Source organism: Terriglobus roseus (assembly GCF_900105625.1).
Classification (GTDB): domain Bacteria; phylum Acidobacteriota; class Terriglobia; order Terriglobales; family Acidobacteriaceae; genus Terriglobus; species Terriglobus roseus_B.
Map to the genome: position 1 here is coordinate 4,300,555 of NZ_FNSD01000001.1, position 22,550 is coordinate 4,323,104.

Here is a 22,550-nt window from a genome sequence, read left to right on the forward strand (position 1 = left end):
GGTACGCCAGAGGCAAGGTCAAGAGCCCGGCACTCAGCGGTGTTCTGACGCGGTGTAGAGCACTGGATTCAGCTCAGGATCGTTATACATCTTCATCTGGCGATAGAGGCGAAAGCGTCGCTCGCCGCCAAGGATCTCTTCGAACAACAGTGTGAGCGCTTGGCGGAGATCGTCACGCTGTTCGATAAGGATACGCAGACGAAGCAGGTTTCGCTGCCGGTGCGCGGCTGTCGCGGTAAATCGTTCCGATTCTTCGCGCGTGTGGAAGATTTTCAGCGACAGGATTGAGAGCCGATCAAGGATCTGCCCGGGTGTCTCGGAGTGCAATGGAGCGGATTCGTTCTGCTGCAAAAGTTGCAGAAGAGTTTCGTCAAGACTCTCCACCAGATTGTTGCGCTGCTGGTTCGTCCGATCGATCGACCGCTTGCACTCCACGATGGTTCGATCGGTTGCGCTTGGGTCGCGTGCCTCATCTTCCAGATGCCACAACGTGAAGTTCGCCGCGTGCAGACGCATGGCAATCCCTGCGGGAGTCAGGCCTGCTGGGACATCGGTCCCCAGAAGTTGTGTGTTGCCCCCGTCGTTGTGCCAGCGAAGCGTCGCACTGTCCTGTTCGTCGACCAGTATCACCGGTACGAGCGGAGTGGGTGCTGCGTCCGGCTGTGAGGGCTGTTGCATTCCCTGCCATTGTAGCCATTCACCAGGCACTTACGACGGCGTTGGTATGCTGGTCACTCATGCGGCTCTTACTCATCGGGAACTACGCGCCGGACAAGCAGAACAGCATGTTGCGGTATTCCGATCTGCTTCGCCGCGAGATGGAAGCCCGCGGACACCAGGTGCGCGTCATCGCCCCGAAGGCCTTTGCAACGCGCGTCCACGGTCGCGGTAGCGCGGGGAAGTGGCTCGGCTACGTCGACAAGTATCTGCTGTTCCCGCTGCGGCTCCGCGCGGCCGCGCGTGGATGGGACTGGGTTCACGTGTGCGACCACTCAAACTCGATGTACCTGCAGCATCTGGACCCGGCGTTGTCGAGCATCACGTGTCATGATCTGCTGGCGATCGAGGCCGCGTCCGAGCTGCACACCGCTGAGCTGGGCCGTAAGGTGTCGCTGACCGGCCGCGTGCAGCAGCGGTGGATTCGCAAGCACCTGGTGGCTGCGGCCCGCGTCGTCTGTGTCTCACACGCCACGGAGCGTGGCCTGCGTGCGCTGGGCGCGAACGGCATCATCGTGACGATCCACAATCCGTTGAATCGCAAGTTCTCACCCGCGCCGTCGACCGTGATTGATGCTGTTCGCATCCGCGCCGGCCTGGCCGAGGGCGAGCCTTACCTGCTGCACGTGGGTGGTAACCAGTGGTACAAGAACCGAGTTGGTGTCCTGCGGATCTTCGCTGCACTACGCGCGCATGCTGATTTTGCCGGGATGCGACTGGTGATGGCGGGGAAAGACTGGACACCCGCAATGCACGCAGTCGTTCTGGAGCTTGGCCTGGGCGATGCCGTTGTGGCGCTGGCGAATCCAGGCGATGCTGAAGTGGATGCGCTGTACACGGGCTGCGCCGCGATGTTGTTTCCGTCGCTTCAGGAGGGCTTCGGCTGGCCCATCATTGAAGCGCAGAGCTGCGGTGCATTGGTGATCACTTCCGATCGTGATCCTATGCGGGAGATTGCCGGGGCAAATGCACTGCTGATCGCGCCCGCGGACCCTGCTGCAGCCGCCCATGAGATCGTTCGGCGCTGGCCGGAGCGTGAGGCGCTGCGGTCAGCAGGGGCGCGCAATGCCGCAGCTTACGAACCAGAGCGGCTGATGCCGAAGTACGACGAGTTCTTTCGTGGGGGAGCGGTCGCATGATTGCGGAACGGGATGCGGTATTGCGCCTGCTGGAGACCGGTTTCAGCCGGTTGCGGGTGCTGGTGGTGGGCGATCTGATGATTGATCGCTACATAGTGGGTGATGTCGAACGCATCTCGCCCGAAGCTCCCGTGCCGGTACTTCGGCAGGCGCGGGAATACTCCCGCCCTGGCGGCGCGGCGAACGTAGCGATGAACCTGGCAGGCCTGGGATTGAAGACAACGCTGGCCGGATTCGTGGGACGCGATGCTTACGCGACCGAGCTCCGCGAGCTGATGAACGATGCGGGTGTTGATGCATCCGGGCTGGTTGAGTCTGAGCTGCCGACGATCGCCAAGACACGCGTTGTGAGCCGGACGCAGCAGTTGTTGCGCATCGATGTGGAGAGTCGTGAGGTTGCTTCGCCTGACGCCTTTGAGACACTCCGTGCGAGGGCTTTGACTGCCGTTGCGGACGCGGATGCCGTCATCCTTTCGGACTATGCGAAGGGCGCGCTGAGCGAAGCGATCTGCGGGGCGGTGATTGAGGCAGCGCGGTCCCGGGGCATCCCGGTGCTGGTCGATCCGAAGACACGCGATCTGACGAAGTACGCGGGCGCCACGACCATCTGCCCTAATCTGCAGGAGCTGAGCGCGGCGACGGGCATCGATGCCTACCGCACGGATGATCTGCTGCAAGCCGGTCGCGATCTGCTGCCGGCGCTTGGGATCGAATTTCTGACGGTCACCATGAGCGAGAAGGGCATTCGGGTCCTTCGGCATGATGGCCTGCTGGAAGAAATTCATTCGCCGGCGCGGGCTCGCGAGGTCTTCGACGTTTCAGGCGCGGGCGATACGGTGATTGCAACGTTGGCTGCGGGCCTTGCGGGCGGCCTCGCCGTCGATAGCGCGGTGGAACTTGCGAATGTAGCAGCAGGAATCGTTGTGGCGAAGCTTGGCACGGTACCGGTGGCTGCGCACGAGATTGTTGCGGAGCTTACGATGTCGAGCGGCATCGCCTCTGCGGATAAGGTCCTGGAGTTTGACCGTGCCGTCGCACGCGTTGCGGAGTGGCGCGCGTCTGGCGAAAGCATCGTGTTCACCAACGGCTGCTTTGACCTGCTGCACATCGGCCACATCACGCTGCTGGAAGACTGCCGCCGCTTTGGATCGAAGCTGATCGTGGGCATGAACACCGATCGTTCCGTCAGCGACCTGAAGGGACCCACGAGGCCCATTGTTGGGCAGAACGAACGGACAAAGGTGATGGCGGCCCTCGGCTCTGTGGACATGGTCGTCCTCTTCGATGAGGAGACGCCGCTGAACCTGATCCGCGCCATGAAGCCCGACGTGCTGGTGAAGGGCGGCGACTACAACGTGCAGACTGTCGTGGGCCATGAAGACGTGATTGCGGCGGGCGGGCGTGTGGAGATTGTGCCGACCGTCGAGGGCTTCTCGACGTCGAACATCGTCAAGAAGATGGTTAAAGGAGCCGGCAGTTGAGAAATCCTCGCCTGCCTCGCCAGTCAGCGGAAGAGCAGAGCCCGGCCGGCGTCGTAGTTTCCACGGCATCGTAGGGTATTCTTGAATACGGATGAGAGCGTAGCTCAGTTGGTAGAGCATCGCCCTTTTAAGGCGCTGGTCCTGGGTTCGAGCCCCAGCGCTCTCACCACCCCCCAACCACACTACTTAGAGCCACGGCGAAAGCTTTACGGGCAACCGCGCCTGGACAATGAGCACGACCGGGCCATCCGCAGGCCTGACGGTACAATTCGCAAAATGACGAGTTCAGAGTTGGGCGGACCACGTCGCCACTATCGAGCGTTGGATGGTCTTCGTGCGGTTGCCGCGCTTTCGGTCATCTACTATCACAGCGCAGCGAACGGCATCCACCTTCCAATCTCCCAATTGGCCTGGGTGGGAGTTGACCTGTTCTTCGTCCTGTCCGGCTTCCTGATCACGGGCGTGCTGCTGAAGACACGCGAGACGTCCAACTACTTTCGTGTGTTCTACGGACGGCGGGCGTTACGCATCTTCCCGATCTACTATGCGGCTCTGGCGGCCATCTTCTGCGCCCACTTTGTGTTGCCTCACTATCCGGTCTACCCATGGACCACCCAGGTTTGGTACTGGATCAATGCGAGTAACTTCCCAACCGCCATAGCTCTCGCCGGTGTGACCGACCTTACCCACTTCTGGACGCTTGCGATCGAAGAGCAGTTCTATCTGCTTTGGCCGCTGCTGGTGTACAACCTGCGCAACCGAACACTTCTGTACCTCTGCATGTTGGCGCTGCCGGTCGAGTACGCCCTGCGCCTGCTGCCGACCGTGGCGCGACTGAATGCCATCACCGATAACCAATTCAGCTATCGGCTGACACCGCTCCACTCCGAGGGACTTTTCGCCGGGGCGGCGATCGCGATCCTGCTGTCGGAAGAGGTTCTTGGGCCGTCGACCTTGAAGATGATAAGGCGCATAGCGGCTTCTGCGGGCGTCCTCGCTCTTTTGTCGGTACGGTGGAACACGGCGCCGCAGTGGATCGTCGCTTCGCGTTTCAGCCTGCTGGCAGTGGCATTCGCGGCGTTTGTCGCAATGTTGGCGGTCGGGCCTGCGGAGAGCCTTCCCGCCCGCGCACTATCTTCCGGTTTGTTGCGGAAGATCGGCAGGATGAGCTTCTCGATCTACGTGATCCATCTGCCGATCATGAACTTTCTGAAGTCGCATGTCTTCGGCTATCCCTCGACGAAGATTGCGTTGCTCGATCGCCTCATCGTGTCCCTGCTGGTCACGGTCGGGTGCGCGTCGGCGGCGTGGTGGGCCATCGAGGAGCCATGCCTGGCCATGAAGAGATTTTTCCTCTACCGCAGTGCTACAGAGACAGGAACTCGCACCGAGTATGCGCCGAGTGCCTCGGCGCTCTGAGTGGCCTTCAGGGCCATCCCTGCTGTCTCGTTTTTCAGCCGACGCAGGTCTCGCTCTCGCTCGCGATGCCCGGCCGCATCTCTCTGTGCCGTCAATCTTTATGCCTGTTGTCGTTACCGTTACGAGGACGCTCAATGGGTCATCCGCAGTGCCACTTAAGTATTAACGGCCAATGTTGACTTGGCATCGGCGCAGACGTAGCCTCTGCCTAGCGCACCCTTATCGCACCAACAGAAGTGCATCTGAAAGTTGAAGCAGCCAGCCGCACCGCGGTCTGGTTCACGGCCCGTTGTGCCGCGTCTGTGTCGACACATGCACCAGGTTGCCGATGGGCAACACGGCCGCGCCCAAGCGACGTGTTCACGGAGTACCGAAGGCATGGACGAGTTCGCGATCAACCCGACAGATGTAGAGGAACTGGTGCCTGAGCCAGAGACGCCGGAAGACGTAGCGGTCCTTTACACGTGGGCGAACGTCCACGGCGGCAAATACCGGGACTTCTCCGCATCGCGCCGCGAATATCGCGCACAGCAGCGCCATCGCATGGTGGAGGCGCAGCGCCAGGCTGAGCTGGAGGCTGCTCGCGAGAGCGAGGAGAAGGCTGCGCGCGAGTTGGAAGCGGCACACCAGCTGGGAATCGCCGCAGGCAAGACGGCCTTACCATCCGCAGAGGCAGAAGAGATTCGCCTTCGCGCTGAAGAACGTGCCGGGCAGGAACGACTGGCTGCACAGAAACACGTACAGACCGCCGAAGATCTGCGACTGGCCCTCGAAGAGGCTGAGCGCGAGATGGAAGAGGCTCGTCGCCGCGCCGAGGAACAGGCTGCACGTTACGCCGAGGCAGACGCTCGTTGGCGTGCACAGCAACGGGGCATGGCTGAAGTTGTTCCCGGCGAAATCAATGATCCGTATTACTTCGCCGGTCCGTTGGATCCGGGGGCATTCGCACCCGGCAAGGGCGTTCGCAGCTCCATGCCCCGGCGCATATCGTCCGAGCGTCGCATTGTGGATTCGTACTATCGCGCCCGTGGTGAAAGCAACCCCGAAGGGAACCCGCGCAGGGGAGACGTTCGCCGCGACGACGAGGCTATCGGTCTGTTTGAGGCCGGTGGCCGGATCAGCTCCGGCCACAGACCCATTTATCGTGAGGCAGCGTCACAGCCCCCGATCGAGCACTCAGGGAATCATCCCGAGACTCAGCCGCGTCCTGCTGCAGACCGCGGCGAGCGGGACGTCGATGCTTCGCAGGATTCGGCCTCTGGCAACGTGCCTTCGCCCGATGCGCGCAGCCGCAGTCGCGAGAGTGCTTCCGATGTGCTGGCGCGAACCACGCGCCGTCCTCGTGCCAACGGAGAAGCTCCGATGGCGGGCGAGTATAGCGATTACGCGTCCCGTAGCTTCGAAGCGGACGGCCGCAATGCATCGGCGTATACGCCTTCTCCTGAGCCGCGCCGCCAGATCGAGTCGGACGACTCTGTCGACTTCCGTCCCGCCGGGGCGGAGCCAGGTCGTCCGGCTGGAGTTGAACTTCCACGCGACCTAGCAGGCGTCAGCAACAACGCCGGTTTCGAGGAAACGGCACCCCGACCCGCACGCACCCACTATGACGACCGTCCGCAGACGTCGCTGCTTCCCCCCCAACCGGCTCGCGAAGAACTCGCCCGTCGGGAAGATCGGCCGGCCTGGCTTGGACGGGATGCTCGACCGAGCGATAAGGACGTCACTCCGCAGGGTTTCCGCGAAGCCGATGAGCGGGAGATAGAAGGCCGTCGCCGTGAGCGCGATGCCTTTGAGGAATTCCTCTCACGGACTGCGGACCTCACGCCGCGGTCGACGGACGATCGTCCGGCACGCTCGGCCTACGTGGAACGCGATGAGGTCCGCGACGATCGCCGCGAAGCGCGCGCCGACACACGTCCCACGCCGGACCGCGAAGGTCTGCGTGAGGAGGAAGAACTCCCGATTCGCCGGAACGACAACCTGCAGGATGACTTTGCCGAGCGGCGTGCGTCCGTGGACCGGCTGCCCGCGATACCAGAACGTGGCGCCTACCGAGAGAAGTCTGGCGAGCTGCCAGTAGTCCGCAGCGCGCAACGCACGTCGCCCACGGCAGCCTATGAAATTCCCGGCGTTCGTGAGGTGCCGGTGCCCCGCGAAACGATTTCGCCGCGCGAGACAGGCTCTTTGCCCACCTCAGAGTTTCCTTTCGGGGCCACATCGCGTCCGGATGGGGAGATCGCCTGGCCGCGAAGTGAACGCCGCCGTTTCCCCCGATCGTCCGGCTCACATGGAATCGCGACACAGCTGAGTGACAGCCGCGAGTATCGGGCAGCAGCCCGCGCTTCGGAACTGGAAGAGAAGATCGACCGCTCGCGCCTGCAATCGGCTCGTCGTGAGGTCGATCTGCGGGAGGACTCCCGGCAGGATCCGGCGGGGGGCGTCTACGTATCCGGGCCGACCGCTCCCGCAGGCTTCCCTGCGTCCGCTGGTATGCCTGCGCCACGTGCGACGGACACGCTGCAGCGGTCGCAGGAGCGGGTCGCCGCGCGCTGGTTTGCCCTGAAGGGCCTGATGGGTTCCAACACTGAAGCTGTACCCGATGCGCTGTCGCAAGCGCGACCGGTGACCGAGACAAGCGCGCCGATGCTGTCGATCGTTGCGTTGTCGGGCGGCGTAGGGAAAACAAGCCTGGTCGCCACGCTGGGAAGAGCCCTGTCCTCCGTTGGCGAGCGGGTTCTGCTGGCAGACACCACCGCGCATGGTCTGCTGCCGTATTACTTCGGCGCGCGTGAATTGCGGCCAGACGTTGTGCGGACCTTCTCGCCACCGCCCGGCAGCATCGATGCGCCGGTGTACATGGTCAACTACCAGACCGATCGCCTCGCCACGGATGACGCCGGTCAGGTGAACCTGGTGGAAGAGATTGGCCGTCACAGCAAAGGGACGCAGCGCGTCCTGCTGGACGTGAATGGATCCAGCGCATGGCTCGTTCGCCGGCTTGCGCGCCTCAACTCCGCCGTCCTGGTGCCGATCACGCCGGATATGAACTCCGTTCTGAGCATCCAGAACGTCGAACGTTTCTTTGGGGGTACACAAGATAGTGAGGGCAGGCCTGTTTCGCCCTACTATGTTCTGAACCAGTTTGATGCGTCGTTGCCGTTGCACCTGGATGTCCGCGAGGTGCTGCGTCAGCAGCTTGGAAACCGCCTGTTGCCCGTGATGATCCGGCGGTCACAGTCTGTGTCCGAAGCACTCGCAGAAGGAATGACCGTGATTGATTACGCCCCCGAATCGGCAGTGACCGAGGATTACATACAGTTGGCCGAATGGGTCCGTCACCTTGCAGCGCCTGCGAGCATTGGTCTTCGCAGAATGCGCTGGAGCGAACGATGACACAAACGCGACTCTGGAAGCAGTTTGAGAGTGGCGATAACGTTTTGCTGACAGTCCTTCGCATTGTGGTAGTGTGCGTATCCATTGGCGTCCTGCTCTATGCAGGCGCTCTGGAACTGACATGGCCGCAGCAGGCCGTGCTTGGCGTGGTTTCTGTACTGATCGCGGTCTGGATGGATCGCTCGTCTTCGAGCTACCTGATCACACTGACGCTGATGATGGCCTCGTGCTATTCCACCTTTCGCTATGCCTACTGGCGTATCGAAACCGTCATCCAGTTCTTCCGGAATCCCTCGACGCAGTGGAACGCGCTGGATGCGTTCTTTATTGGCACGCTGGTCTTCGCTGAAGCATATGCCTTCTCGATCCTCTATCTCGGTTACATGCAGACGCTGTGGCCCCTGCGCCGCACGCCGGTGCCATTACCGGACGATCCCCAGGAGTGGCCCGAGATCGATCTCCTGATCCCGACCTACAATGAGCCGCTGAGCGTCGTTCGGTATACCGCCCTTGCGGCCATGCACATCGACTGGCCTGCCGATAAGCTCAACGTCTACGTTCTGGATGATGGCAAGCGCGAGGAGTTCCGGGTCTTCTGTGAAGAGGCCGGCATCGGCTACATGACCCGGGATGACAACCAGCATGCGAAGGCAGGCAATATCAACCGCGCGTTGAAGCGGCTGAAGGCTCCGCTCGTTGCCATCTTCGATAGTGACCACGTTCCCACGCGATCGTTTCTGCAGGTCACCGTTGGCTGGTTCGTGCGTGACGAAAAACTGGGCATGCTGCAAACGCCGCATCACTTCTACTCGCCCGATCCGTTTGAGCGCAACCTGGGGCAGTTCCGTACCATTCCGAATGAGGGCGAGCTCTTCTACGGCATCGTTCAGGATGGCAACGACTTCTGGAACGCGACGTTCTTCTGCGGCTCGTGCGCGGTTCTGCGGCGCACCGCACTCGACGAGATCGGCGGCATCGCCGTCGAGACGGTAACGGAAGACGCGCATACTAGCCTGCGTATGCAGATGAATGGCTGGAACACGGCGTACATCAATATTCCGCAAGCGGCCGGTCTGGCGACGGAACGCCTCAGCGGCCATGTGAAGCAGCGGATTCGGTGGGCTCGCGGCATGATCCAGATCCTGCGTGCCGATAACCCGCTCTTCGCGCATGGTCTGAAGCCGATGCAACGGCTTTGCTATTTCAACGCCATGACGCACTTCCTGTATGGCCTGCCGCGCATGATCTTTCTCTTCGCGCCGCTGATCTACCTTGTGCTGGGTCATACCAACGTACCCGGCTACTGGGCGGCCATCCTCGCCTACGCGTTCCCGCACCTGGTGCTGTCGTCCATGACGAACTCGCGCATCCAGGGCCAGCATCGCCATTCCTTCTGGAATGAGATCTATGAGACGGTCCTGGCACCGTACATCCTGTTCCCGACGTTGATGGCTGTCATCAATCCGAAGCTGGGGTCATTCAACGTCACGGCGAAAGGCGGCGTGGTCAATCGACGCTTCTTTGATTCGCGCATTGCGCTGCCATTCCTGACAATCCTTGCGTTCAACTTTCTCGGGATGCTCTGCGCCATTCCGCGGTACTGGCAGTTTCCTGTGTTCCACGGCGGTCTTCTCGCGAGCGTGTTGAACGTTCCGGCGAACATGTATGACGGCGCGCATCCGGGAACCATCGTCATGAACCTGATCTGGACGCTGTTTAATACGCTGATCCTGGGCGTGGCGTGCGGGGTTGCGTGGGAGAACCAGCAGCGGCGTCAGACCGTGCGTGTGACCATGCAGGTGCCCGCCACTATTCAACTGCCGGATGGTGCGCTGATCACCGGTGTCACCGCCGATGTCTCGAGCGGCGGCGTGATGATGGAGACTGACGAGCCCGCGGACCTGCGCGGTGGCGAGCCCGTTCGCATTCACTTCCCCGTGTTGGACGGCGAGGAATCGCTGCCCGCAACGATCGTGCGCGTGAGCGGTACAGAGCTGCGAGCACAGTTCGATCCGCTCTCCATCCCCGAAGAAGAAGCCCTGACACAGGTCCTGTATTCCCGCGCTGACACTTGGCTGGGATGGGGCGAAGCACGCGATGCAGACAGGCCACTGAAGAGCCTGTGGCTCATTATGACTCTTGCAGTCATTGGTCTGAGGGAGACGTTACGGGGCCTGATGAACAATAGTCACGGCAGTTCTGCGGACGCACCAAAGTCGCGCCTGGTCGCCAGTGTGGCTCCTCTCGGCCTGATCCTTGCGATCGGGCTTGGCTTGATGATGCCGGCGCGTCCGGCACATGCGCAGTCGCTGCCATCGGCAAATGTGACGCAGGCGGCACGGGGTGGCGCGGCAAATCTTGCGGCAGACGTCCCGGGCATCATCCCGGGCTCTGCTCCCGTAGCGAAGTCGATGCCTGCAGGTCAGTTCGACAACGTCTTCACGCTGCAGGATGTGGGCGTGGCGGACACCATCGTTCTGCGAGGTGTGGACGCCTATCACTCCGTCTACTTCGCCGTGCCGCAGACGCAGATCGTGAAGACCGCGAAGCTGAAGCTTCGCTTCCACTTTTCGCCGGGCCTGCTGCCCGCTCTGAGCCATCTGAAGGTGTCGATCAACGGTACGCTTTTCGCCACGCTGCCTGTTACCTCGCAGCCGGACTTCGCCGGTCTGCCTGCCGACCTCTCTCCGAGACAGAAAGTGGCAGAGAGTCAGAAGCTCTCTGTGCGTCGCACCAGCGAAAACAATGCGCTGCTGGAAGCGACACTGGAGATGCCGGCCGAGATGCTGGTGCGCGACAACCAGATCACTTTTGAGTTCATCGGTCACTACACCCTGCAGTGCGAAGACCCAACGCACTCAACGCTGTGGTCGCATGTGGACAACAGCAGCTCCATCGAACTCACAGGGAATCTGTTGCCGCTGCAGGACGACCTGAAGCTGCTGCCGCTGCCGTTCTACGACGCTGCGGTGAACCTGCATCCGGTAGTCCCCATTGTCTTCCTGAACCAGCCGTCGACCAGGGCGATGCAGGCTGCCGGCATCGTTGCCAGCTACTTCGGCATGCTGACGGACTACCGCAATGTGCGCTTCCCGGTCTCCCTCGGGCAAATTCCTCAGGGCAACGTTATCGTGATCAGTGAGAATGCGGGCGAGCTGCCGGCATCACTCAACGTGCAGGGAACCAGCGGCCCAACGGTTGCGATGCGAACGAATCCATCGGACCCGTACAGCAAAGTCCTCATACTCACCGGCGGCAATGCAAACGATGTCGTGACGGCCGCACAGGCTCTATCGCTGTCGCGTGATGTGTGGCAGGGGAACCAGGTGAGCGTAACGCTTCGTCACCCACCCCGAAGCGAACCGGACGACGCTCCGCGCTGGATGTCCACCGAAAAGATCACGGATGTGGGACAGCTCATGAACCAGGGCGACCTGCAGGGCGATGGCTCCGTGCCCCTGGGTATCTTCATGCGTTTGCCACCCGATCTGTACTATGGCTCGCGCGAGAACCTGCCGTTCCACATGGATTACCGCTACAACCCTGTGCCGCTCGCCAATGAGAGCACGTTGCAGGTGTACATGAACGGCGCCTATGTCTCGTCGACGCCCATGCCGCATGCGGACCGGGCAAGCGCGCGTCTTGAGACTGAGATACCGGTCCCGCGCATGAACATGCGGCCGTTCTCACAGACCATGAGTCTGAAGTTCGTCTTCCAGATGGCGAAGAAGAACAAGTGCCAGGACACAGCTCCACTGAATCTGCAGGCCGCCATCATAAAGGACTCGTACCTGGATATCCGGGGCATTCCGCACTTGGCTGTGTTGCCGGATCTGGAGCTCTTCAGCAACGCCGGCTTCCCATTCACGCGATTCAAGGATCTCTCTGAAACGACCGTTATTCTTCCGGAGAATCCGGGCGCTGACGAGATCGAGATGTTCCTGACGCTGCTCGGTCACTTTGGCGCGGCCACGGGGTATCCGGCAATCGACGTCACTGTCGCAGGACCAGAGGGGCTGAAGGCGGACGGTAAGAAGGATTACATCGTTCTGGGGACGGTTGAAGACCAGACGGCCTTCTCGACACTGAACGGTCACCTGCCGGTGCAGATCGGGACGGGCGGCGTGAAAATCTCTGATACGCAGGGCTTCTTCGCACCGTTGGAGCATGCGTGGTGGAAGGTGCGCTCGTCGGATCAGGTGAAGTCGGCTGAGCTGGAAGTCTCCGGCGCGCTGCCGGACGCGCTCATCGAAGGGATCGAGTGGCCGGCGCGGTCAAAACGCTCCGTGGTGATGATTGCGGTCCGCGACCACTCCGTCATCCCCACGTTTCTGTCGACCTATCTCCGCGTCAGCAGCACGTCAGACATTTCGCAATCTGTCAGCGTCATGCACGGCACGCAATTTGTCTCGTACCGCATCGGAAACGATGTGTACAAGGTGGGATCGTTGTCAATCCTGACTCGCCTGCAGATGTTCTTCTCAGAGTTTCCAGCATCCGTTGTATTGCTGGTCATCGCTGCCTGCATCGTGTTGGCGGCACTAATTCGCGTGGCACTGCGCCGGCGTGCGCGGCTGAGACTGCAGGGAGAGGACTGATGCTGGGCGAAGCAGGGAACAAATGGGGTTGGAGACGGTGGGTTTCATTGGCGATCGCGCTCGGGACACTCTCGCTGCAGACGGGCTGCCGTGCCGAGGTGCCATGGCCCCTATGGCAGCAGTACCGCGCCAAATTCATTGAGGCCTCCGGTCGCGTCATCGACCACGACCCTGCGTCGAATGAGCGAACCACCAGCGAGGGCATGGCCTATGGCATGTTCTTTGCGCTGGTGGTGAACGACAGGCCCACCTTCGACAAGTTACTGCGCTGGACAGAAGACAATCTCGCCGGTGGCGATCTCACCGCGCGGTTGCCCGCATGGAACTGGGGTAAGTCGCCCGAAGGCGAATGGAAGCCGCTGGATACGAACTCGGCGAGTGACGCGGATTTGTGGATGGCGTATGACCTGCTTGAGGCTGGTCGTCTCTGGAAAGACGATCGGCTCAGCAAGCTGGGCGATGTGATGCTGGACCGGATCGCACACAGCGAGGTCGTCGTGTCGCCATCGCTTGGGACGGTGCTGCTACCCGGCCCGTTCGGCTTCAAACCCAAACCCAATACGATGATCCTGAACCCAAGCTACTCTCCGCCGCAGGTGCTTGCCCGCTTGAAAGCAGAGCAGCCCTCCGGTCCATGGGGAACTGCGTTGGAGGACCTGCCGGGGTTGATTGGCGCTGCCTCCCCCAGTGGCTTCGTGATGGATTGGGTTATCTCGGGCGCGACGACTGCGCCCTCGGGCACGCCGGCGGAAATCGCCGCGGGAGCAACGGACGCCAAGCCCGTCGGCGGATTTGAGTCGATCCGCGTGTACCTGTGGCTGGGCATGGCTGATAAAGCGACCCTCGGAGTCCAGAAGTCGTTGCAGTACACCAACGGCATGACGCACTACATGGACAGCAACGTCACACCACCGCTGCAGGTCGATGCGACCGGTAAGGTGCTGAATCCGGATGGCCCTGTCGGCTTTTCGGCCTCGATGATCCCGTACCTGGTGTCGTTGGGGCACAAGGATCAGGCGAACGCACAAGCGACGCGGCTGGCAGCAAGTGTCGACCCTGCAACGGGGCTGTACGGCCGTACGCCGCGTTATTACGACCAAAACCTGGCGATGTTTTCGACCGGCTGGGGCGAGGGAAGATTCCGCTTCGATCGGGACGGCAGGCTGAAGCTGAAGTGGAAATGACGCCTCCAAGCTGCTGTTAGCCAATGAGTAACGCCCTGAAAAAAACCGGTGACACAGGCAGTAAAAGGGTAAGATTCTGAGGAACACCCGGACCCTATACCCGGGTAAGTATTCGGGACGCGCCGGCAGAGCATCGGTGCAAAGGCAATGACGATGGCAGGCAGGAACCCATCCCGGAAGACGCTATGGCTGCTGAGTGCGTTCCTGCTCAGTGGTGGCGGCGTGGTGGCTGGGCAGGCGCAGGCGCCATCGACTAATACCAATGTGGCCACACAGGCGCTGCTTGAAAAGGCGCGTTCGCTTGAATCCCGCGGCCGCATGGACATGGCAGCCCAGACCTGGCAGCAGGTCCTGCTCGCAGACCCAAACAACACCGATGCACTGGGTGGTCTCGCCCGTTCTGCCAAAATGGCGAACAACCAGGCGCTTGCCAATACCTATCTGCAGCGGCTGAAGTCCATCAATCCGAACGATCCCGGCATCGCGCGCGCTGAGAGCGTGATGGGGCAGGGCGCACAGCTCTCGCAACTGCAGCAGGCAGGCAAACTGGCCGCGGCCGGCAACTATGCCGAGGCCATGAAAATCTATCGGCAGGTGTTTGGAACCAATCCGCCGCAGGGCGAGTGGGCTCTCGCTTACTACCAGACGGAAGCAGCGACAGAAGAAGGGCGTCCGCACGCGATCGCAGGGCTGCGTTCCATGGTGGACAAGTACCCACAGGATTCGCGTTATCAGATCGCGCTTGGCCGCATTCTGACTTACAACCCGAAGACGCGTGCGGAGGGCCGCCGCCTGCTGGAGCGGCATCCCAGCGATCCGCAGGCCACCGACGCCTTGAAGCAATCGCTGGTATGGGACGCGCAAAATCCGGCGACGGCCGGCGACATTCGTAACTACCTTCAGAAGCACAGCGATCCGCAGTTGCAGGAAGCGCTCCGCAATACAGAAGCAAACCAGCGCGCCAGCGCCGCTGCCGCCCGCAAGGCTGCCGCAGCAGGTTACGGTGCGGGTGCGACGGAAGACGCCGCCACAACGGTGGCAAATCGCCAGCACAACGCGGAAGAAAACGCGGCGTATGTTGCACTGAACGCGAAGCGCTTCACGGAGGCGGAAGAGCGCTTCAAGTCGCTGCTGGCAAAGGATCCGAACGATCCGCGCGCACTGGCTGGCATGGGTTACGTGCGGATGAATCAGCAGAACTTCGGCGGCGCCATCAGCTTTCTGGAGCAGGCGAAACAGGACGGCGCGACGGACAAGGGACTCGAAAGCAACCTTGCCACGGCACGCTACTTTTACCTGATTCAGGAGGGCGGCACGGCCCTCAACGAGAACGACCTGACAACCGCCGAGCAGGAATACCGCCTGGCCCTGGGCATGCGCCCGAACGGGACGGAAGCGCTGCTTGGTTTGGGCGGCACGCTGGCGAAAGCACAACAGGCCGAAGCTGCAGCACCTTACTATGCTGAGTACGTCAAGCTGAAGCCTGCGGCGATTGAAGGCTGGCGCGGCCTCTTCATGGCAGAGTTCCAGACAGGGAACGCCCAGCGCGCGCTCGAGACGGAGCGAAGGTTGCCCGCGAACATTCGGACACAACTCATGCGCGATCCGGACTTCCTCCGGACGCTTGCATCTGCGTACAGCGCCGCTGGCCGCGACGCGGATGCGCAGCGCGTCCTGCGATCCGCGCTGGATCTGCCGTTCCCGACGGGCGCCCAGGGTGTGAAGTCCGACACGCAATTGCAGTATGCGAGCCTGTTGTTGCAGGCCAATCATCTGGATCAGGCGGCTGGCCTTTATCGGCAGGTACTCTCCACGGATCCAATGAATGCGTTGGCCTGGGAGGGGCTGGTGAACGCCCAGCACGTCATGCACAACGACACGGGCGCGATCCAGGCACTGGAAAGCATGCCGCCCGAAGTCTACGAGCAGGCACTGCGCGAACCTGGCTTCCTTGGCTCCGCGGCTGCAATCTACGCGTCACAGAACAAGAACGATATCGCACAGGGACTTCTGGAGCGCGCGATCGCGCGGGAGAACACGACCGGCCAGAAGGTACCGGTGCCTCTCCAGTTGCAGCTCGCTGGCCTTTACCTGCAGCGCAACGATGCAGCCCATGCGTTTCCTATCTACCAGCGCATTCTGAGTGAGAACCCCGACCGTGTGGACGCCTGGAAAGGCCTGCTCGGAGCGCTGCACGTCGCCAATCGTGATCGCGATGCACTTGCGCAGATCCAGCAGATTCCGCCAGCCACTCGCAAGACGCTCGAGGCCGATGTTGACTACCTGCAGACGGTAGGGAACATCTACAACGGCCTGGGCCAGCCTCAGCAGGCGATGGTCTTCCTGAACCGCGTGCAGCAACGCTACATTGCACAGCACGCGACGCCGCCGGCCGATATCGACATCCAGAACGCGTACCTGCTCTTCAACGGCCAGAATGATACCGGCCTGTATCGCCAGTTGCTGGTGCTGGGTAGCCGCACCGATCTGAGTGATGAACAACGCCGCACGGTGCAGACGATCTGGGCGCTATGGGCAGTGCGTCGTTCAAACCAGGCTGCGGCAGCCGGCAATGACAAACGTGCGCTTGCCATTCTGAATGCGACGGCCAAGGCTTTTCCGGATAACCCCGGCGTGGTGAAGGCTTTGGCAAGCGGGTATCTTCGTGCAGGCCTGCCGAAGCAGGCAGTCGCGATCTTCAAGTCACAGGACATGACCACGGGTTCGGCTGCGGACTACAAGGGCGCGGTTGGGGCAGCACTGGCCGCGAATGATCTCAAGAATGCCGAGTCGTGGCTGCGCTACGGCCTGAATCAGTACCCCCGCGACGGGCAGATGCTTGGCTTGGCTGCAAAGTTTGAGCAGGCGCGCGGCGACAGTGGGCGCGCCGCCGACTATTACAAAGCGTCACTCGCAGCGATGCCGCCGGCCGACCCAGGTTCAGAACTCGCATACATTCTGAACCAGCCCGTTGCGCTGAATCCGCGCGCATTGCCAAGCCCGACCTCCGCACAGGATCTGGCCTCGCTGCTCGCGCCCGGACAGGAAGATCGGAACGCCGATGGCACGCGGATGACGCAGGCTCCAGCACGTCCGTATCTGCCCAGCATGACAAACGCTTATGGGCAGGCACCGGTTCAGATTGGGGCCGGATCGCCGCAGCCGGGTGTAGCGGGCCAAGGTGAGTACGCTCTGCCCACATCCAGCGCACCGGCCGTTCCGGAATATATGGCGAATCCGAACTCTACGGTCCGGACGACGCCCACCACCCAGCGTCTGCGCGACTATAAGCCTGTCGATCCGTCCACAACGCCCGCTGGCGGCTACATGATCTATCCCGGCATCTCGCAGAACTATGCGCCGCCCCAGGTGACAAACCAGGGACTTGACCGGACATTGACTGCCAGCGATTCGCTGCCGTTGCCGCGGACCTCCTCGGCGCTCTCAAGCGAGCGCGATCTGCCGGCGGATATGGCTGCGGACCAGCAGCAGGACTCCTACCTGACCTATCAGCAGGAACAGGTGCGCCGCAGTGTGCAACAAGCGCAGATCGCCGATGATGCAAGCTTCCTGGCAACAGGTCCGCGTCGCGACGGTGCGCAGACGGGACAGTTCAACGGCGAAGTTTACGGACCGTACGTCCCATATGTGCCGCCAAGTCAGGCCAATGCGCGACCGATGATCACGTACTCGCCCAGTGACGTGAACGCGACGACCATGAAGAACGCTCGCAACACGCGCGTCGCTCCCAGGTCCGGAACCTCCGTCCATCCGGAGATCGCGGCAGCTGAAGCTGCTGCGGCGCGCCGGCGGCAGTCTGACCCGCGCGGCATGATGGGGCAGAGCAATCCTCCGGACGACCTCGACAACGGCGTTGCGCAAAATTCGCAGTATGTCGGGAGTGGCCAGCGCCAGGTATCGCGACCGTCGAGCATTCCATCGACTGAGCCCACGAACGGTGGCACGACGTATACGTCGCAAGCGCAGACCTACAACAGCCAGACGCAGAGTTACAGCACGCCCAATGGCATCGGCAGCACACAGACCACGACCGTCCGACCGGGGGGCTATCCGCAGGGTGTCCCAGGCACCGGCGAGACCTATGGTCAGCAGTACCCGCGGCCGACGGGCGGCCTGATCACCCATGCCACACCGCGCCGCGCTGTACGACAGCGCTCCGCAACGGCAGTGACGGCGGTCGGTCCGGCTGGCGCTCCCATCTTCTATCCGGCAGCGCCCACGGGCCTGACGAACCAGCCGTATCCCGACCTGCCGCCCTACAATGGGACTGGCCCGATCCCGACCGACGAACAGTTGATTGCGCGAAACCTTCCTCCGCTGCGCGGCAACTACGACCCTAACGGTGCAGTCGCCGGTCCGCCGCTGACGGAGCGTCAGCAGACCGAGCTGGACCTTGAGACGCTGGAAGCAAGCTACAGTGCCTGGATGGGCGGCAGCGGCACGGTGCGCTTCCGCAGCGGTCGCGCCGGTGTGGAACGGCTGTTTGATTACGAAGTCCCGTTCGAAGCCACCGTGGTCACAGGCAAGCGCGTCCGCTTCTCTGTAGTGCCGAAGGCCGTCTTCCTGAACAGCGGAACGCTGGATTTGACGGGTGTCGACCCGACGACGACTGCGGTACCCGTACTGGGCACGCTGCCGATTACTGCGATCACGGCTCCTGCTCCGCAATTTTCCTCGGGCGTAGGCGGAGAGCTGCAGGCAGTGGGCACCAACTTTGGGATCTCCGTTGGCTACACGCCGTATGACTTCCTTGTCAGCAACATCATCGGACGTGCTCGAGTTCGTTTCTTCAACCACCTCACGCTCTTCGGTGAGCGCGATTCGGTGAAGGACACTCAGCTCTCGTATGCCGGCATGCGTGACCCCGGATCGGTGACGCCCGTGTTCGCGGGCAACATATGGGGCGGCGTGATCTCCACCGGGGGCGGCGCGCGGTTTGACCTGGGAGACGAAAAGTCAGGCTTCTACATCTCTGGCGATGGCGGCACCGTTACTGGCTACCATGTGCTGGACAACAAGAAGATCGAAGGCACCATGGGTGCTTACTTCCGCGTGAAGCAGTTCCCGGGCTATGGCTCGATGACGGTGGGTGGCAGCTTCTTCGGCATGCATTACACCAATAACGAGCGTCCGCTGAGCTATGGCAATGGCGGCTACTTCAGCCCGAAGGTGTACTTCCTGGGGTCCGTCCCGGTCACATTCAACGGGTATTACAAGAAGAACTTCCATTACACGATCGCTGGCGCGCTTGGCGTGCAGACGTTTGAAGAAGACTACGCGAAGCTGTTCCCGCTGGATGCCGTGCAGCAGGCCGGTGCTTACTCCGGCTGCACGCTGACACAGATCGCGCAGCATACCTGCACGACGGCCGAAGTCGCACGGAATACAAGCACTGGCGCCAACTTCAACATCGGTGGTCAGTTCAGCTATCGCGTCGCGGAGCACTGGTTTGTCGGCGGCGCACTTGCTGCAAACAACACAAACAACTACACCATGGTGCAGCCCAGCTTCTTTGCACGGTACGTCTTCCGGCCGCAGTATGCCACGGAGGATTACCCGACGGGTCTCTTCCCCATCGAGGGATTGCGCCCTCTGCGGGTTCCGTAACGCTTATCTCGTAATCTGACGAAGGCATGGCTTGCGCCATGCCTTTGTTGTTTGCTTGCCGGTCCAAGCATTTGTTCTGCTGGAAGTTATCGATACGGAACCCACGTCTCAAGAGCGGGTGGTGGGGTAGCTCTCTCAGGGCAGGCGGCAGACCTTCGCGGCCTCGTTCTGGAATGGGCATGCGAACCTGGTGGAAGCGGTTGCGGGCAACAGCATCCACGTAGCGCCGAGTGCTCTCACGCGGCTAAGGCGTTCTGCATCGCTGGCTGTCGCGAAGCCGGTTTGAAGAGAACTTCCACGCTGCCAAGCCTCAGCGAGCGCGGGAACGACTGATGCGACACCGCCATCCTTCGCCTGGTCCGGCAGCACAGTGCGTCGGGCTACGGCGCGGAACATCTGCGCGTCTTCGCTGGGCGTGTCGGTATAGTCAGCATCTGCGGCGAAGACTGCGTCGACCGGCGTGTTGGAGCGGACCCACAGGAATGCCCGCTCGTACGCGTTCCTGGGAACGGCGCCCGGCATCTCCCATTGGCCAGAATGCCCATAGATGCCGCGCTGCATGAATAACAGGCCCGCAGCCGTGACCAGGCAGGCGATCGCCGGCATCCAGCGCAAGCGCCGTGACAGGTCGCCGAGCAAGCCTCCGGCAAGGATCACGAAGACGAGGTAGACCGGGTGCAGCAGACGCAGCGGCTGCATACGCGCCAACAGCAGGCTCGTATTACCCGGATGGATGAGCAGTATGGAACCAGCGGCAGCGATGCCCGCGACTGCCGCAGTGGCAAACGCCAAGTCTCTTGAGGATGATGCATTTGGACTGTGCATGGCGCTTGGGCGCGCGAAGTAGACCAGCAATACCGGAGCGGCAATCAGGCCTACCAACTCGTACCACTCCCAACGGGCAAGGAACCAGTAGCCACGGCTGAGCGATGCCGCGCGAACGGCTGTGGGATCAGCCGGTGCGAGAACCTGCACGGCGGCCATCGCCATCAGCGCAAACGCAGCCAGTCCCACTATTCCCAACGCAGGGCGAGCCGACCGGCGCGCGATGACCGCAGCAAACAGCAGCGCAGCCCATACCGTCATCAGCGGATGCAGTGGTGCGGCGACCGCAAGGCATAGCAGTGCGGACCAGCGCCTGGAGCGGAGCAGCAGAGACAACCCGTAGAGCACCAGGGGTGTCCATAACGAGCGCGCCGTCAGGTAGGGATCGGCAAGATACAGAGAGGTGCCTGCGACGGGCAGACCAAGGGCCACCGCTAACAGCAGCACCGCCCATCGCTGCGACCGTACAGAAGGGAAGAGTACGCGCGCTAACGACCCGGCCGCAAGCAATGTCGCGAGGAGTGATACAGCAAATATCAGCAGCATTGCCCAGTCCTGCGGCAGATTCAGCACGCGGATCAGGCCTGCCAGAGCTGGAACGAACAGGCTCTGCGAAGTGTGCGCGATGGCGAAGGAATGTGGAAGATTGCGTTCTGTGGGGAATAATTCCGGATGCAGCCGCAGGGTGACGCCGGTCGCATAGATGCCGCCATCTTCCGCGAACGGATGGTAGCCGAGCAGCGCAAACGCGAGCGCCCAGCACAGGAGGATCCACGCTACCTGTGGCCGCGCAGAGGGAATGTCCTTCGTGGCACGGCCCCGCTTTTGTCGGTTCACCTCGGATAGAAGTGTGATGGTTGCCATGGACTCTCTTGGGTTTGCTTCAACCGGCCTCGAACACTATAAGCCAACGTACAGGTACAGACGTGCCACGGGCCGTTGAGTTGTGTTGCTGGGTCGCAATGGCGGTCCGGCAGGCTCTTGCTCCGTATAATCATAGGGATGTCCCCCAAACACTCCGGCCCGCCTGCGGCCCTTGGGAACGCAGCCGGAAGGAACGCCGCTTGAGTCAAGAAGAGAAAAGCAGCAACGTACGGAAGTACTGGAAACTCATCCCCGGGTTTGCCATCTCCGCGTACTTCCTTTGGCGCGTGCTTCGTGATCTAAAGGTCGACCGGCTGCGTGCGATGCGGTTGTCGCATCCCGTTTGGATCATGGTCTTCCTTGTTTTCATTGCCTGCGACTACGGCCTGCGCGGCTATCGCTGGTGGTACATGCTGCGTCCGGTCAAGGCCTCCTATGTCGCCTGCGTTCGCGTGCTGCTAACCAGCCTGGCTGCTAACAACATTCTGCCCTTCCGCATTGGCGACTTCATGCGGATCTTTGCCTACGCGCCAGATGTGAACGCACCCTCGTCCACGGTTCTCAGCACCGTACTTCTGGAGCGTCTGCTCGACATCTTTATGCTCTTCACTTTCTTTGTGATTGAGTTGCAGGGGGCGGATTCGCGCTTTCCGCGACAGATGATCCACGGGCACAGCCTGGGCGTGCAACACCTGGCGATCGTCCTGTTGATCCTTGCTGCCCTTGGCCTTGGAGCACTGCTGTTCGGAACGAATCTGCTGCAACGGCTTACGAACCGATTGATTACGCGGTTCGGTCAGCATCCCCGCACGGAAAAGATCGGGGAGTGGGCACGGCTGCTATTTGGCGCGGTGGCTCACCTGACTTTCGCGGGACGCGTCTTGTTGGTCGTCATCACTGCGGCCGTGTGGTGCTGCGAGGGTGTTGTCTTCGTCTCCGCTGCGAAGATGGTCGGCATCGCCTCCGGCGTACGGGGGCCATGGCTCGCAGCATCGCTCAGCAACCTGTCCTTCATGTTGCCGAGCGCGCCCGGCGGCATCGGTCCTTTCGAAGGATCGGCTAAGCTTGCCATGCAGTCGCAGGGCGCCATGGCAGACGATGCGGCGCTGTATGCGGTGCTGGTTCACGTACTGATCTGGTTTGCCATTACGGCGGTTGGTGGTATCGGCTTCCTGGTGCATCGCGCATCGCGCGGTGCGATGAGCAAGCCGCTGGCGCAGGAGTTAGCTGCCGTTCCTGTCGAACTGGAAATTCCCGAAACTCATTAAGATTCACAGAACGCACTAAGTTCCGAAACATCGC

Annotated in this window: 10 protein-coding genes and 1 tRNA gene; 9 read left to right on the forward strand and 2 right to left on the reverse strand. The window is 61.7% G+C overall.

The genetic code is table 11. The features are described 5' to 3' along the window. Positions 1-33: 33 nt before the first annotated feature. The gene (locus tag BLW03_RS17890) at positions 34-678 is read right to left on the reverse strand and encodes a DUF4254 domain-containing protein (protein WP_074655366.1); all 645 of its coding nucleotides are present in this window, start codon (positions 676-678) and stop codon (positions 34-36) included. 59 nt (positions 679-737) lie between these two features. Here BLW03_RS17890 and BLW03_RS17895 point away from each other — a divergent pair, with 59 nt between their 5' ends. The 8 genes from BLW03_RS17895 to BLW03_RS17930 all read left to right on the forward strand — a co-directional run bounded on the left by BLW03_RS17895 (position 738) and on the right by BLW03_RS17930 (position 19,559). Continuing rightward, complete coding sequence (locus BLW03_RS17895) at positions 738-1,856, forward strand: glycosyltransferase (RefSeq protein ID WP_074655367.1); 1,119 nt, start codon at positions 738-740, stop codon at positions 1,854-1,856. Then, positions 1,853-3,337, forward strand: a complete 1,485-nt coding sequence (gene rfaE1, locus BLW03_RS17900; RefSeq protein WP_074655368.1) for a D-glycero-beta-D-manno-heptose-7-phosphate kinase — start codon at positions 1,853-1,855, stop codon at positions 3,335-3,337. Before BLW03_RS17895 ends, rfaE1 begins: the two co-directional genes overlap by 4 nt. Before the next feature lie 93 nt (positions 3,338-3,430). Beyond that, positions 3,431-3,506 (forward strand) — tRNA-Lys (locus BLW03_RS17905). Positions 3,507-3,613: 107 nt separating this feature from the next. Beyond that, positions 3,614-4,756 carry an acyltransferase family protein gene (locus BLW03_RS17910; RefSeq protein ID WP_074655369.1) on the forward strand — a complete coding sequence of 381 codons (1,143 nt, stop codon included), beginning with the start codon at positions 3,614-3,616 and terminating at the stop codon, positions 4,754-4,756. Positions 4,757-5,134: 378 nt separating this feature from the next. Beyond that, complete coding sequence (locus BLW03_RS17915) at positions 5,135-8,149, forward strand: cellulose synthase operon protein YhjQ/BcsQ (protein WP_074655370.1); 3,015 nt, start codon at positions 5,135-5,137, stop codon at positions 8,147-8,149. Then, a complete protein-coding gene (gene bcsA, locus BLW03_RS17920; RefSeq protein WP_074655371.1) occupies positions 8,146-12,747 on the forward strand; it encodes a UDP-forming cellulose synthase catalytic subunit in 4,602 nt (1,533 codons plus the stop codon). Before BLW03_RS17915 ends, bcsA begins: the two co-directional genes overlap by 4 nt. Before the next feature lie 47 nt (positions 12,748-12,794). Then, on the forward strand, positions 12,795-13,931 hold the full coding sequence (bcsZ, locus tag BLW03_RS17925) for a cellulose synthase complex periplasmic endoglucanase BcsZ (RefSeq protein ID WP_244502146.1): 1,137 nt from the start codon (positions 12,795-12,797) through the stop codon (positions 13,929-13,931). Between the two features lie 153 nt (positions 13,932-14,084). Then, positions 14,085-19,559, forward strand: coding sequence for a cellulose biosynthesis protein BcsC (locus tag BLW03_RS17930; protein ID WP_170835078.1), 5,475 nt, complete (start codon positions 14,085-14,087; stop codon positions 19,557-19,559). Positions 19,560-19,694: 135 nt separating this feature from the next. Here BLW03_RS17930 and BLW03_RS17935 read toward each other — a convergent pair whose 3' ends face one another. Continuing rightward, on the reverse strand, positions 19,695-21,248 hold the full coding sequence (locus BLW03_RS17935; protein ID WP_074655374.1) for a hypothetical protein: 1,554 nt from the start codon (positions 21,246-21,248) through the stop codon (positions 19,695-19,697). 200 nt (positions 21,249-21,448) lie between these two features. On the opposite strand from BLW03_RS17935, the gene BLW03_RS17940 reads away from it, so the two are divergent. Beyond that, on the forward strand, positions 21,449-22,516 hold the full coding sequence (locus BLW03_RS17940) for a lysylphosphatidylglycerol synthase transmembrane domain-containing protein (protein ID WP_074655375.1): 1,068 nt from the start codon (positions 21,449-21,451) through the stop codon (positions 22,514-22,516). Positions 22,517-22,550 lie beyond the last annotated feature (34 nt).